Origin of the sequence: Lysinibacillus sp. BS3, from assembly GCF_039614735.1 — a bacterium.
In the GTDB taxonomy this organism is placed as follows: domain Bacteria; phylum Bacillota; class Bacilli; order Bacillales_A; family Planococcaceae; genus Lysinibacillus; species Lysinibacillus capsici.
Genome location: NZ_CP154860.1, coordinates 4,029,726 through 4,044,627 on the forward strand (window position 1 = coordinate 4,029,726; position 14,902 = coordinate 4,044,627).

General features: G+C 39.3%; 12 protein-coding genes and 1 other annotated feature (1 of these 13 running past the window's edge). Of the genes, 11 read left to right on the forward strand and 1 reads right to left on the reverse strand.

What is annotated here, in order from left to right:
* Positions 1-3 precede the first annotated feature (3 nt).
* Positions 4-2,421 carry a phenylalanine--tRNA ligase subunit beta gene (gene pheT / locus AAJG31_RS19980; protein WP_279495724.1) on the forward strand — a complete coding sequence of 806 codons (2,418 nt, stop codon included), beginning with the start codon at positions 4-6 and terminating at the stop codon, positions 2,419-2,421.
* Between the two features lie 182 nt (positions 2,422-2,603).
* On the opposite strand, the gene rnhC is transcribed toward pheT, so the two are convergent.
* The gene (gene rnhC, locus AAJG31_RS19985; RefSeq protein ID WP_279495723.1) at positions 2,604-3,527 is read right to left on the reverse strand and encodes a ribonuclease HIII; all 924 of its coding nucleotides are present in this window, start codon (positions 3,525-3,527) and stop codon (positions 2,604-2,606) included.
* Positions 3,528-3,662: 135 nt separating this feature from the next.
* Here rnhC and zapA point away from each other — a divergent pair, with 135 nt between their 5' ends.
* From zapA to AAJG31_RS20035, 10 genes are all read left to right on the forward strand, one after another.
* On the forward strand, positions 3,663-3,923 hold the full coding sequence (gene zapA / locus AAJG31_RS19990) for a cell division protein ZapA (RefSeq protein ID WP_016991554.1): 261 nt from the start codon (positions 3,663-3,665) through the stop codon (positions 3,921-3,923).
* Between the two features lie 5 nt (positions 3,924-3,928).
* A complete protein-coding gene (locus tag AAJG31_RS19995; protein WP_004226395.1) occupies positions 3,929-4,468 on the forward strand; it encodes a CvpA family protein in 540 nt (179 codons plus the stop codon).
* A gap of 58 nt (positions 4,469-4,526) precedes the next feature.
* Positions 4,527-6,236 (forward strand): DNA polymerase/3'-5' exonuclease PolX, encoded by a 1,710-nt coding sequence (gene polX, locus AAJG31_RS20000; RefSeq protein ID WP_279495722.1) that lies wholly within the window; start codon positions 4,527-4,529, stop codon positions 6,234-6,236.
* An 18-nt stretch (positions 6,237-6,254) separates the two neighbouring features.
* Positions 6,255-8,621 carry an endonuclease MutS2 gene (locus AAJG31_RS20005; RefSeq protein WP_279495721.1) on the forward strand — a complete coding sequence of 789 codons (2,367 nt, stop codon included), beginning with the start codon at positions 6,255-6,257 and terminating at the stop codon, positions 8,619-8,621.
* A 22-nt stretch (positions 8,622-8,643) separates the two neighbouring features.
* Complete coding sequence (locus AAJG31_RS20010; RefSeq protein WP_008179180.1) at positions 8,644-9,057, forward strand: DUF350 domain-containing protein; 414 nt, start codon at positions 8,644-8,646, stop codon at positions 9,055-9,057.
* Between the two features lie 447 nt (positions 9,058-9,504).
* Positions 9,505-11,199, forward strand: coding sequence for an AMP-binding protein (locus tag AAJG31_RS20015; RefSeq protein WP_048393666.1), 1,695 nt, complete (start codon positions 9,505-9,507; stop codon positions 11,197-11,199).
* Between the two features lie 99 nt (positions 11,200-11,298).
* Positions 11,299-11,919 carry a TetR/AcrR family transcriptional regulator gene (locus tag AAJG31_RS20020; protein WP_306461356.1) on the forward strand — a complete coding sequence of 207 codons (621 nt, stop codon included), beginning with the start codon at positions 11,299-11,301 and terminating at the stop codon, positions 11,917-11,919.
* A gap of 14 nt (positions 11,920-11,933) precedes the next feature.
* The gene (locus AAJG31_RS20025; RefSeq protein WP_004226413.1) at positions 11,934-12,707 is read left to right on the forward strand and encodes an enoyl-CoA hydratase; all 774 of its coding nucleotides are present in this window, start codon (positions 11,934-11,936) and stop codon (positions 12,705-12,707) included.
* A 114-nt stretch (positions 12,708-12,821) separates the two neighbouring features.
* Positions 12,822-13,595, forward strand: a complete 774-nt coding sequence (locus tag AAJG31_RS20030; RefSeq protein WP_279495720.1) for an electron transfer flavoprotein subunit beta/FixA family protein — start codon at positions 12,822-12,824, stop codon at positions 13,593-13,595.
* Between the two features lie 47 nt (positions 13,596-13,642).
* Positions 13,643-14,620, forward strand: a complete 978-nt coding sequence (locus AAJG31_RS20035) for an electron transfer flavoprotein subunit alpha/FixB family protein (RefSeq protein ID WP_048393670.1) — start codon at positions 13,643-13,645, stop codon at positions 14,618-14,620.
* Between the two features lie 139 nt (positions 14,621-14,759).
* Positions 14,760-14,902, forward strand: a binding site (T-box leader) (it continues 91 nt past the right edge of the window).

The window sequence follows — 14,902 nt, forward strand, 5'->3', positions numbered from 1 at the left end:
AACATGTTAGTATCATTAGAATGGTTAAAAGATTATATCAATACGCAGGACTTAGCACCTGAGCTATTAGCAGAAAAAATTACACGCTCTGGGATCGAAGTAGATGCAGTAATTGATCGTGCTAATGCTATGGATAAAGTTGTAGTTGGTTATGTAGTTTCTAAGGAGAAACATCCAGAGGCTGATAAGTTAAATATTTGCCAAGTTGACGTTGGCGAAGCAGAGCCTCAACAAATAATTTGTGGTGCACCGAATGTTGATGCTGGTCAGAAAGTCATTGTTGCTCGTCCAGGTGCACATTTACCAGGTGGCATTAAAATCAAAAAAGCAAAACTTCGCGGTCATGAATCGAACGGAATGATTTGTTCCTTACAAGAGCTTGGAATCGAAGGAAAGCTTGTTCCTAAGGCGTATTCAGAAGGTATCTTTGTCCTACCAGCAGATGCAGAAGTAGGCACAGATGCACTGGCTATATTGGGCCTACGTGATACAGTGTTAGAACTAGGACTAACACCAAACCGCTCAGATGCCCTTTCAATGCTAGGTGTAGCGTATGAAGTAGGTGCCATTCTTTCAGAGGAAATTAAATATCCAGAAATTTCCTATCGAACTGCTAGTGAAAAAGCACAGGATTACCTGAAGCTTCATGTAGAAGATTTACAAGCAAATCCTATGTATGTAGCAAAAGTTGTGAAAAACGTAAAAATCGGTGAATCACCAATGTGGCTACAAAATCGTCTAATGGCTGCGGGAGTACGTCCACACAATAATGTCGTAGATGTAACGAACTATGTATTAATGGAATATGGTCAACCTTTACATGCTTTTGACTATGATAGTCTAGCAACGGGTGAAATCGTTGTTCGTAAAGCAACAGAAGGTGAAAAAATTACAACATTAGATGACCAAGAACGTACATTAAAAGCTTCAGATTTAGTCATTACAAATGGCAAAGAGCCAGTAGCCATTGCTGGTGTAATGGGTGGTGCTAATTCAGAGGTAACAGATTCAACAACGACTGTTGTCATTGAGTCAGCCTATTTTGATGGTTTAACAGTGCGTCAAACGTCTCGTCATCTTGGCCTACGCTCAGATGCATCGGCTCGTTTCGAAAAAGGGGTAGACCCAAATCGTGTCTTACCAGCTGCTGAACGTGCTGCCGCTCTACTTGCTGAATTAGCAGGAGGCGAAGTATTAGAAGGTACATGTTTAGTAGATGAGTTAGATAAAACACCAGCGCGAGTAGTCGTTTCCCCAGATTTTATTAATGAACGTTTAGGTATGAAGATTGCATTAGAAGATATGCTTTCTATTTTAGAGCGTTTAAAATTTGGTGTAGAGGCAGCAAATGGTTTATTAATTATTGATGCACCAACACGTCGCCAAGATATTAAAATTGAAGAGGATATCGTGGAGGAAATTGCTCGTCTTTATGGTTATGATGAAATCCCAATGACATTACCAGAGGGTGCAACACAAGTAGGTAATTTATCACCTTACCAAGCAAATCGACGTGTTGTTCGTCATTACATGGAAGGGGCTGGCCTATATCAAGCGGTAACTTATTCGTTAACGTCGGATGCATTGTCACAACGTTTTGCTTTGAAAGCAGAGCCGGTAACTCGCTTGCTTATGCCAATGAGTGAGGAGCGTTCTACATTACGTCAAAGCCTTATTCCACATTTAATCGAAGCGGCGGCTTATAATGTTGCACGTCAAGCTGAAGGCGTGGCTTTATATGAAATTGGCTCCGTGTTCCTTGGTCAATCAGATGAGGGGCAACCATATGAGGAAGAGCATGTGGCAGCAGTACTAACTGGCAAATGGCTAGACCATGCTTGGCAAGGTGAGAAAAAAGCTGTAGATTTCTTTGTGCTAAAAGGTATCATCGAAGGTGTCATTGGCAAACTTGGCTTAGCAAATCGCATGACATTTGTGAAATCACAAGTGGATGGCTTACATCCAGGTCGTACGGCTAGCATTTTATTGGATGGCAAGCAAGTCGGCATCATTGGTGGACTTCACCCAGCAGAGCAAAAAGCATGGGGTGTAAAAGACACGTATGTAATGGAAATGAATTTAGTGGCGCTATTAAGTGCAACGGCACAAGAAGCACCACTTGCCTATACACCAGTACCTCGTTTCCCAGCTATGTCTCGCGATATCGCTCTTATAATGGACCGTACAACAACAGCGGGCGAAGTAATGGAAGCTATTGATGCAGCGGGTGTGAAACTATTAAAAGATATCCGCGTATTCGATGTTTACGAAGGGGAGAAAATGGAAGCAGGTAAAAAATCGGTTGCCTTCTCACTCACATACTTTGATCCAGAACGTACTTTAACAGACGAAGAAGTAGTGGCCGCACATAACAAAGTGTTAAAAGCCATTGCTACGATTGCAGGCACAGAAGTACGCTAATATATGAAAAAAGACTGTCTTACGAGGCAGTCTTTTTTTGTTTGAGAATGGTGAAGATGATGATCCAAAAGGTGAAGAATGAATGATCCAAAAAATGAGGAAAGCGCTCAAAAAGGTTCCTAATGCGTCTCACGCTCATCAGGAACCCCAAAAAAGCTTTTTTAAGCAACCAATAGTATGATTTACTTCATCTTCCGTGCTTTATCAGTGTTGGCGAAATGCCATTTTGTGATGGAGCGTAGAAATTCTTCGCCCTGATTACGCCAGATTCGGGCTGCTTGCACATCTACCTTGTTAGAGGCGCCCTTCATTAATGTAAGCCCTGTAATGTCACTCAAACGGTCCATTTCCTTTAAAAAGGCAGCACGAGCTAAAATAGATGCTGTAGCCACAGCTACATGTAATTGTTCTGCTTTAGTAGAAAAGTAGACATTCTCTTGTACAAGTTCACGTTCATTTTTTAAATAATTGTAATAGACACCACGTTCAGCAAACTGGTCGATTAAGATAAATTCAGGTTTTTCAGGTGCCATTTTTGATAGTGTGTTTTGTAGTGCCTTGTTATGCATCATGGCTTTCATTTTACCTTGGGAATAGCCTTTCGCTTGTAAGTTGTTATATTTCTCGTTGCGTAAGACGAGAACACTATGGACACAGGCTGCACGCAAATCAGGTGCAATTTTCCTCATATAGTCATCTGTTAGCATTTTTGAATCTTTTACGCCAAGCTCATTCATGAGTTCGATTTTGGAAGTAGGCACATATACTGCTGCTACAGTGATTGGACCAAAATAATCACCTGTGCCTGTTTCGTCTGAGCCTAAGACAGACATGGTTGCGAAATTGTTAGGCAGTACATCCCCTTTTGCCCCGATAGTGGAGAGTGGAGTAGCAGTTTTTTCAACAGTTCCCCAACGTGCTGCCTCACGTTCAGCACCGCCCCCCTGAAACATTAATTTGCCTGATTTATACATAGTTATGGCTGTATCTGGTAGTTTTGCCGCAAAAACGACTCCCGGAGCCTTTCGTTCTATAAAGTGCGATGCATAGTAAGCCATCACCTCTTTTTGAATATTTGTTGAAATGGAAAGCACAATATTTGCCATTTAATCGTTCCTTTCTGTCCTCGTTGTTCACAATTTTATACCTTTCATGGTATGATAATAAATAGCTTTTTTGTGTGATGGTGCTCACAAGCCTCTAAAATCGTGTGTGCATCGAATTTATAGGAGGGTGCGACTATGGAAAAACAAGAAAAGAATAAAATTTCTGTTGAAATATATGGTCATACATATAAAATGGTCGGCTCTGAATCCATTGGCCATATGCGACTTGTTGCTTCGATTGTTGATGACCGTATGCGCGAGATGAACGTACATAATCCCTCACTTGATAGCACAAAACTTGCTGTTCTGACAGCAGTAAATACAGTTCATGATTATTTACTATTAAAAGAACGAATGGAGCAATTAGAAGAAGAATTGAAAAAGTTAAAGGGTTGAAGAGAATGTTAGATTTAATCATATTAGTGGTACTGTTAGCTGGTATAGGCGTCGGTGCAAAACGAGGTTTTATTGTACAGATGATGCATATTGTCAGCTTTGTAGTAGCCCTAATTGTTGCGTATATTTATTATAAGCCATTAGCACAAAAATTTGTATTTTGGGTTCCGTATCCAGGTGTCACTGACACAGGTAGCCTTGGCGTTGTCATTGATAGTCTAGATTTAGACCGCACCTTTTATCGGGTAATTGCCTTTGCTGTTATTTTCTTTGCAGTAAAAATAACGTTGCAAATCGTGGCATCGATATTTGACTTTATCGCGTATTTGCCTGTGCTAAATACAGTGAATCGTTGGCTTGGGGCGTTACTTGGCATGATTGAAAACTATTTAATTATGTTTATTTTGCTATATGTGTGCGCTTTATTACCAGTAGATGCCATACAAAATTTAATGTCGAAGTCATTGTTAAGTGGTCTGATGTTGGAGCATACACCAATTATTACAAAGATGTTCCAAAACTGGTGGTATATTTATATGCAATAGTAACTGTGCACTTCTCTCTGTCTTGAGGGAAGTGTTTTTACGATAGGAGGAATTACCAATGAATAAAAAAACAATTATTCGCACACTCGAAAAAATTGCTTTATATATGGAACTACAGGGAGAAAATCCATTCAAGGTATCAGCCTTTCGAAAGGCTGCGGCAGCACTAGAGGGGGACGAGCGTTCATTAAGCGAAATGGATGATGTAACAAAACTCAAAGGTATTGGCAAGGGTACTGCGGCTGTAATAGAGGACTTAATGTTAACAGGTGAATCGAGTTTGTTAAAGGAGTTAGAAGAGGTTGTACCTAAAGGGTTACTGCCATTGCTAAAATTACCTGGCTTGGGAGGAAAAAAAATTGCGAAACTACACCAAGAGCTTGGTATTGACTCTGCAGAAAGCTTGAAGGCAGCTTGTGAGGCAGGAAAAGTACGTGAATTAGCTGGATTTGCTGTAAAAACTGAGGAGAAGATTTTAAAGGAGCTAGCCAATTTAGCAAATCGTTCAGAACGACTACCAATTTGGCAGCTTGAGCCTGTGGTTTTACAAATTGAGGCGCTTCTAGGTAGTATGAAGGAAGTAGACCGGTTTTCAGTTGCTGGGAGTTTCCGTCGAGCATTAGAAACTAGCAAAGATATTGATTTTATTGTTGTGACAGAAGCAGTTGAGGAAGTACGCGAAAACTTGTTAAATAGCTTGGCCATTCAAGAAGTCGTGGCGGCAGGGGATACAAAAATTTCGGTGATTTTAGACTTAGATGAACCAGTTAGCGTTGATTTCCGTTTAGTGAAAGACAATGAATATGCGACTGCGTTGCATCATTTCACAGGTTCAAAAGATCATAATGTTCGTATGCGGCAAATTGCCAAAGCCCGTGGTGAAAAAATAAGTGAATATGGAGTGGAACAGGAAGATGGTACCGTTTTAACGTTCCAAGACGAGGCAGCATTTTTCGCTCATTTTGATCTACCTTGGATTCCACCGAGCTTACGGACAGGAACAGCAGAATTTGACAAAACAAACATAATTCAAAACTTAGTTCGACTAGAGGATATTAAAGCTGATTTGCATATGCATACAACATGGTCGGATGGAGCATACTCTGTTGCAGAAATGGGCGAGGCGTTACTAGCACGGGGCTATCAATATAGCGTTATTACAGACCATTCGCAATTCCTAAAAGTAGCAAATGGATTAACGCCAGAGCGTTTAGAAAAGCAGCGTGGAGAAATTGAGGCATTTAATGCAGCACATCCAGATTTTCATTTGTTTAAAGGGACGGAGATGGATATTTTACCAGACGGCTCCCTTGATTTCGAAGATCAGGTGTTAAAAGAGCTCGATTTTGTTATTGCTTCCATTCATTCTAGTTTTACACAATCACAAGATAAAATTATGGCACGTTTACTAACAGCTATGCAAAATCCCTATGTTCATATGATTGCCCATCCGACTGGTCGAATTATTGAAGATCGCGATGGTTATAATCCTGATATGAAACAGTTAATTGCCTGGGCAAAGGAATATGGTAAAATTTTAGAGTTAAATGCAAATCCGTATCGTCTCGATTTATGTGTAGAACATTTAGAAATGGCATGCGCTGCAGGTGTGCCAGTAGCCATCAACACAGATGCGCATGATATTGCACATTTACGTTTTATGGATATTGGGGTTCGCTATGCAAATAGAGCATGGTTACCGAAAGATATGATTGTGAATACATGGACGCGTGAACAGTTTGAAGCGTTCATACAACGAAATAAATAGGCTGAGGAGGTGTTCTCAGTGATTGCAGAACGCGCATTGAAAACACTAGAATACGATAAAGTTAGGCAACAAGTGGCTTCCTATTGTACTTCCTCCATTGGTAAATCTGCCATTGAGGAGCTTGTGCCACAAACAGATTTTGATAAAGTAGTACAATTATTAGAGGAAATGGATGAGGGACTTTCCATTTTGCGTGTGAAGGGCAATGTACCAATGGGCGGAATTTTTGATGTCCGTCCCTCTGCCAGACGTGCTCAAATAGGAGGCATGTTAGCAGCAGTAGAACTAATGGAAATTTCGAGCACGATTCGAGCAAGCCGAATTCTACGTAATTTTATTGAAGATTTAGAAGCCGATGAAGTGATTGATATTCCCCATTTCATCTCCAAAAAGGAAGCAATGCCTGTCCTAACAGGGTTGCAACATGAAATTAATAACTGTATTGACGACAATGGAGCTGTCTTAGATTCTGCTAGTCAAACATTGCGCTCTATTCGCCAATCTTTGCGTGCTGAAGAAGGGAAAGTCCGCTCTAAGCTGGAAAGTTTAATTCGGGGAAGTAATGCAGCGAAAATGCTTTCTGATACACTTGTGACAATTCGTAATGATCGCTTTGTTATTCCCGTAAAGCAGGAATATCGTCACCACTATGGTGGGATTGTCCATGACCAATCTTCTTCTGGTCAAACCTTATTTATTGAGCCAGATTCTGTTGTCCAAGCAAACAATGAAATTCATCGCTTGAAAATGAAAGAGCAGGCAGAAATTGAACGTATTTTACTAGCATTAAGTGCAATGGTGCAAGAAGTAGCATCAGATTTATTTAACTTAGTGAAGGTATTAGGTGATATCGATGTCATTTTAGCAAAGGGCAAATATGGCCAAGCCAATAAATGTACAATGCCTAAAATGAATCAGGATGGCTATATCCGACTAATACGTGCACGTCATCCACTACTACCAATAGAATCAGCTATTCCAAATGATATTGAATTTGGTAAAGACATTACAGCTATTGTCATTACAGGTCCTAATACAGGTGGTAAAACGGTGACATTAAAAACGGTTGGTCTGTGTACATTAATGGCACAAGCTGGATTACCAGTGCCAGCATTAGATGGCTCAGAACTTGCTGTATTTGAGCAATTATTTGCCGATATTGGTGATGAGCAATCAATTGAGCAGTCACTTTCTACGTTCTCGTCCCATATGGTTAATATTGTTGACATCCTACAAAAATTTGATCACGAATCACTTGTTCTTTTTGATGAGTTAGGGGCAGGTACTGACCCACAGGAAGGGGCAGCCTTAGCCATCTCAATCTTAGACGAAGTACATGGGCGCGGTGCTCGTGTAATGGCTACAACTCACTATCCTGAGCTAAAAGCTTATGGCTATAATCGACCAGGTGTAGTCAATGCCAGTGTAGAATTTGATATTGAAACTTTGAGCCCGACCTACCGTCTACTTATCGGTGTACCTGGGCGCTCAAATGCATTTGAAATTTCCAGTCGTCTTGGTTTACCTGAATCCATTATTGATCGTGCTAAAGGCTTTACTGGAACCGATCGACATGAGGTTGAATCGATGATTGCCTCATTGGAAGAAACACGTCGCCAATCTGAAGATGATGCAGAGCGTTCGCATGCATTGCTATTAGAATCAGAAACATTACGTAAAGAGCTTCAAGATAAATTGCAAGCTTATGAGGAGCGTAAAGAGGCGCTTGATAAGAAGGCGAAGGAAAAGGCGCGTAAAATTGTTGATGAAGCAAAACGTGAAGCAGAAGTGATTATTGCAGAGCTTCGAGAAATGCGTAAAAATGCTGATCAAGTTGTCAAGGAGCATGAATTGATTGAAGCACGTAAACGCTTGGAAGAAGCAACACCACTTGAAGACAATAAAGTGCTAAAAAAGGCGGCACAAGTCAAAGCTCGTGCACAAAACTTAGTTGTCGGAGACGAGGTAAAGGTGTTAAGCTATGGTCAACGAGGTACTTTGTTAGAAAAGGTGTCGAATACCGAATGGGTTGTCCAAATGGGGATTTTAAAAATGAAAATCTCAGATAGTGATTTGGAGTATATTAAACCTGAAAAAGAGCCTGTATTACGAACAGCTGGTGTGAAAAATCGAAATAGTCATGTGAAACTAGAATTAGATTTACGTGGTGAACGCTATGAGGATGCAATCGTAAGAACAGAGAAATATATTGATGATGCATTACTCTCTAATTATGGTCGTGTGTCCATTATTCATGGAGTTGGTACAGGGGCTTTACGTCAAGGTATTCAAAGCTATTTGAAAAAGCATAAGCGCGTAAAATCCTTCCGTTTTGGTGAAGCCGGTGAAGGGGGCTTAGGCGTCACAATTGTTGAATTGAAATAAGCTATAAAGGGGACGGAGAAAAATGCTGAATTCTGGCTTTTGGCGATATCCAATTATCGAAACGGCAGGATATTTTAGTGTTGTAGTATTATGTTTAGTCGTCTCGATGGCATTGTTCGAAGTCGTTACGAAATATAAAAATTGGGAAGAAATTAAAAAAGGTAATGTCGCTGTGGCTCTTGCAACAGGTGGGAAAATACTAGGGATTTGTAATATCTTCCGCTTTTCCATTGCACGTCATAGTACATTAAGTGAAATGATCGGTTGGGGCCTTTTTGGCTTTACATTATTGATTGTAGCGTATTTCTTATTTGAATTTATGACACCTCGTTTTAACGTTGATCAAGAGATTGCCAATGATAATCGCTCAGTTGGTTTCATTTCCTTTACCATTTCAGTCGGTCTTTCGTTTGTAATTGGGGCAAGTATTGCATAGGAGTGTCATGACATGGAAAAATTAGCAAAAGTACTAATCGTTGTCTGTATTGCATTTTTGGCAGTAGGTGTCTACTATATGTTAACGATTTAAATAAAAAACGCATTCTCTTTATGAGGATGCGTTTTTTGTTAATTGTACATAGCATAAATTTCTACTACAACCTATTAACTTTCTTTCATATAACTCTATTAAAGGGTAGAAAAATTATTTTTATAATATAGGAATATGCTGATTATTTTTTTATGGAGTAACTCAATAATGAACGAGCATTCATAAGGTGTATTCAAATAAATCCCGATAAATATCAATCATATTAATGTTGTTAATTGCATAATAATTAATCGAAAAAGCATTTATTTTCTATTTTCTGTTTGAAACTGTATTTCTTTTTCATTATAATAAATATAAGAATTGACAAAGTTTGGGACAAAGGGGAGAGGACGTATGACAGCAAAACCATGGCTAGCAAATTATCCTGAAGAAGTACCATCGTCTTTAACGTTTGAGGAAATTCCAGTGCAAGAGTTTTTGACACGTGCCTATAAAAAGAATCCATCCAAAGTAGCGATTCATTTTATGGGAAAGGATTTGACGTACACCGAGCTATATGAGTCAGCTTTAAGGTTCGCAAACTATTTACAAGCACTAGGTGTGGAAAAGGGAGATCGAGTAGCAATTATGCTGCCTAACACGCCACAAAGTGTAATCGCTTACTATGGTGCCATGTATGCAGGTGCTGTTGTAGTACAAACAAATCCACTTTATACTGAACGTGAGCTTCAATATCAAATGGCTGATTCAGGAGCAAAGGTGATTCTCGTAATGGATATTTTATATCCGAGAGTCATGAAAATTATGAAAGAGACAGCTCTTGAAAATGTCATTGTGACAGCTATTAAAGATTATTTACCATTCCCAAAAAATTTAGTCTATCCATTTATTCAAAAAAAGCAGTATGGCTTTAGTGTCAAGGTTGAACATAGCGGCCAAAATCATCTGTTTTCAGAAATTATGCGTTCAGCACCAATTAAGATAATTGACAATATGCCATTTGATTTTGAAGAAGACCTAGCACTCCTTCAATATACGGGAGGGACAACAGGTTTTCCAAAAGGCGTTATGCTGACCCATAAAAATTTAATTGCCAATACGACAATGTGTGATGCTTGGATGTATAAATGTGTTCATGGTGAAGAAACCATTATGGGCATTCTACCATTCTTCCACGTCTATGGCATGACAACTGTTATGCTTTTATCTGTATTTACTCAAAATAGAATGGTGCTTTTACCGAAGTTTGATGCTGAAACGGCATTAAAGACGATTGATAAACAAAAACCAACACTGTTCCCCGGCGCACCAACCTTATACATCGGCCTTTTAAATCACCCAGACATTGCGAATTATGATTTATCATCCATTAAGGCATGCCTAAGTGGCTCTGCTTCATTGCCGATTGAAGTGCAAGAGAAGTTTGAGGCAGTGACTGGTGGAAAGCTAGTAGAAGGATATGGGTTAACAGAAACCTCACCTGTAACACATGCTACGCCAATTTGGGGGAAGCGGGTGATTGGCTCGATTGGTTTACCTTGGCCAAATACAGAAGCGGTTATTTTACGTACAGGTGATACAGAAGAGCTACCTATTGGTGAAGTTGGTGAAATTGCTGTTAAAGGACCACAAGTAATGAAGGGCTACTGGAACCGTCCAGAGGATACAGCTGCGACATTTGCTGACGGTTGGTTTTTAACAGGTGATCTTGGTTATATGGATGAGCAAGGCTTCTTCTATGTAGTAGATCGTAAAAAAGATTTAATAATAGCAGGCGGCTTTAATATTTATCCACGTGAAGTAGAAGAAGTGTTATATGAACGTGAAGAGATCCAAGAGTGCGTAGTAGCAGGCATACCTGATCCGTATCGTGGTGAAACAGTTAAAGCTTATATTGTATTAAAAGAAGGATATTCGATTACTGAGGACGAATTAAATAAATATTGCCGTCAGCATCTAGCAGCTTTTAAAGTTCCGCGTTATTATGAATTTAGAGAAGAGCTGCCAAAAACAGCTGTAGGAAAAATTTTGCGTCGTACGTTAGTTGAAGAAGAAAAAACAAAATTAGCGAATAAAGAAGCGAAATAAATACGTGTGAAAGTATTGACAAGCAATGCTGTAAAATATAATATGAAAATATGAATGAATGACCATTCATATTTTCATATTTTTTTAGGTTTACACGTCATATCGACGTGCGCATGTTTTTTAGGTGGTGATATAAAAGTGAAACGAGATAAGCCAAAATATAAACAAATTATTGATGCAGCTGTCATCGTTATTGCGGAAAATGGGTATCACCAAGCGCAAGTATCGAAAATCGCCAAACAGGCAGGGGTGGCCGATGGAACAATCTATTTATATTTTAAAAATAAAGAAGATATATTAATTTCTGTCTTTAATGAAAAAATGGCTGTTTTTGTAGAGTCATTACAAGATATAATAGAAAAGGGGAGTACGTCTAAAGACAAACTTTCACGAATGATTGAAAATCATTTTAATGTTCTAGCGACAGATCGATACCTAGCAACTGTCACACAATTAGAGCTTCGCCAGTCAAACAAAGACTTACGATTAAAAATTAATTCCGTATTGCGCGAGTATTTACAGCTACTTGATCAAATTTTAATCGAGGGTATGCTTACAGGTGAGTTCAATCAGACGATGGATGTACGCTTGGCTCGACAAATGGTTTTTGGAACAATTGATGAAACTATTACGTCGTGGGTTATGAATGACTATCGATATGATTTGATGGAACAGGTTCCAAAGGTTCAGGCATTAATCCTGAACGGTATTAAAGCTTAAAAGGATGTGGAGAAATGGAATTTCTAAGTTGGAAAGTAGAAGATGGAGTAGCGATTATTACAATTGCACGTCCACCAGCAAATGCATTATCTCGCGGTATTATTGCAGAAGTTAACGCTGTGCTTGATGCTGTAGAACACGATGATGCTGTAAGAGTCCTTGTACTTCATGGTGAAGGCCGTTTCTTCTCTGCAGGGGCAGATATTAAAGAATTTATTGGGGTAGAATCTGGTGAGGAATTTACAAAGCTAGCTAGCAACGGGCAGCAGGTTTTTGAGCGTGTTGAATCGTTTTCTAAGCCTGTAATTGCAGCCATCCATGGTGCGGCATTAGGCGGAGGGCTTGAGTTAGCAATGAGCTGTCATATGCGATTTGTCACTGAATCAGCAAAATTAGGTTTACCTGAATTACAATTAGGGCTTATTCCTGGTTTTGGTGGTACACAGCGCTTACCACGCTATGTTGGAGTAGCAAAGGCTGCTGAAATGATGTTTACGAGTGAACCAATCTCTGGTAATGAAGCTGTTCAGTGGGGCTTAGCAAACCGTTCATTCTCAGACGAAGCATTGCTAGAAGAAACGTTAAAGATTGCTAAGAGCATTGCTAAGAAAAGCCCAATTGCTTTAAAAGCAGCTATTCAAACATTGCAATATGCAAAGCATGCATCATTCTATGAAGGCATTGAAGCAGAGGCTAAATCCTTTGGGACAGTATTTGTCACAGAAGATGCCAAAGAAGGAATTCAAGCATTCATTGAAAAGCGTGAGCCTGTGTTTACTGGCAAATAATTTTCCAAATGTCGATAGCAACGTTCAGTATGTTATCGGCGTTATCGAAACTGAAAATATATAATATTTATAAGTTTACTTAGAATTATAAAACGTTCCAGGAGGTATGGATATATGAACATTTTTGCATTAATTAAACGCACATTTGATACAGAAGAAAAAATCGTTGTGTCGGGTGGTAAAATCCAAGAGGACGGCGCAGAATTCATTATCAACCCTTATGATGAATATGCCATTGAAGAGGCAATCCAAGTTCGCGATGCTGCTGGTGGTAAGGTAACAGTGGTGACAATTGGTGGCGAGGATGCAGAGAAGCAATTACGTACAGCACTTGCTATGGGAGCAGACGAAGCAGTGCTTATTAATACAGAAGATGATTTAGATGAGCTGGACCCACATGCAGCAGCTTATCTACTAGCAGAATACTTAAAAGATAAAGATGCAGATTTAATTTTAACAGGAAATGTTGCGATTGATGGTGGTTCAGGGCAAGTTGGTCCACGTGTTGCTGATTTATTGGATATGAATTATGTAACTACGATTACAAAACTTGAAATTGACGGAACATCTGCGAAAATTGTTCGCGATATCGAAGGTGATTCAGAGGTAATTGAAACTTCTTTACCGTTATTAGTAACTGCTCAGCAAGGTTTAAATGAGCCTCGTTACCCATCTCTACCAGGTATTATGAAAGCGAAAAAGAAACCGCTTGCAGAGCTTGAGTTAGATGATTTAGATATCGATGAAGATGATGTAGAAGTGAAGATTGAAACCGTAGACATCTTCTTACCAGCTCAAAAAGCAGCAGGCCGTATTTTAGAAGGCGACCTTTCTGCCCAAGCAAAAGAACTGGTAAATCTACTTCACACGGAAGCAAAAGTTGTTTAATTATTTGATGTCAATCGAATCTTAAAGGGTAACGGAGGGAATATGCTATGTCAAAAAAAGTATTAGTATTAAGTGAAGTTCGTGAAGGAAGCTTACGTAATGTTTCTTTCGAAGCAATTGCAGCTGCAAAACAAATCGCTGATGGTGGCGAAGTTGTTGGGGTACTTTTAGGGGATGCTGTAGCAGGTTTAACAGGTCCATTATTTGAATATGGTGCTGATCGAGTAGTAACAGTGGAACACCCGCATTTAAAACAATATACATCTGATGGCTATAGTCAAGCACTATTAGCTATTATCGAGCAAGAACAACCAGCAGGTATTGTCTTTGGTCATACAGCAAATGGGAAAGATTTATCGCCAAAAATTGCAAGCAAATTGCAAGCAGGTCTAGTATCTGATGTCACTGCTATTGAAGGTGCAGGCGATGATGTGGTATTCATCCGACCAATTTACTCTGGTAAAGCCTTTGAAAAAGTAAAAGTTAAAGAAGGCGTTGTCTTAGCTTCTATTCGTCCTAATAACATTACACCTTTAGAAAAAGCAGAAGGTAAAACAGGTGATGTGTCTGCCATCTCTGTAGAGATTACAAATCTGCGCACAATTATTAAAGAAGTTGTTCGTAAATCTTCAGAAGGTGTAGATCTTTCAGAAGCGAAAGTAGTTGTTGCAGGTGGTCGTGGCGTGAAGTCAGAAGAAGGCTTCGAGCCATTAAAAGAGCTAGCTGATTTACTAGGCGGTGCAGTAGGTGCATCACGTGGTGCATGTGACGCTGAATACTGTGATTACTCGCTTCAAATCGGACAAACAGGTAAGGTTGTAACACCAGATCTTTATATTGCAGCAGGTATTTCGGGCGCGATTCAGCATTTAGCTGGAATGTCCAATTCAAAAGTCATTGTTGCTATCAATAAAGATCCTGAAGCAAATATTTTCAAAGTAGCGGATTATGGTATCGTAGGAGATTTATTTGAAGTTATTCCGCTTCTAATTGAAGAATTTAAAGCATTAAAAGTGAATGCATAATACAGATGCAGGAAGGGGTAACCCTTCCTGTTTTTTTATATTGCTTTCCATTTTAAAAAGTACTATTTGAAAATTATTGCAAAATAAAATATTGACATAATTAACGATAGACATTATAGTGATGGATACATTAATGATTTGAAACGCAAAGATTAGGAGTAGTAAAAGCTCGTTATTCGGTGAAGAGAGCTGCGGGTTGGTGCAACGCAGACCAATAAGACTTTGAACTTGCCTAGGAGTGGTAACACAAATAGAATTATCAGATTATTCTATTTGTTTGAC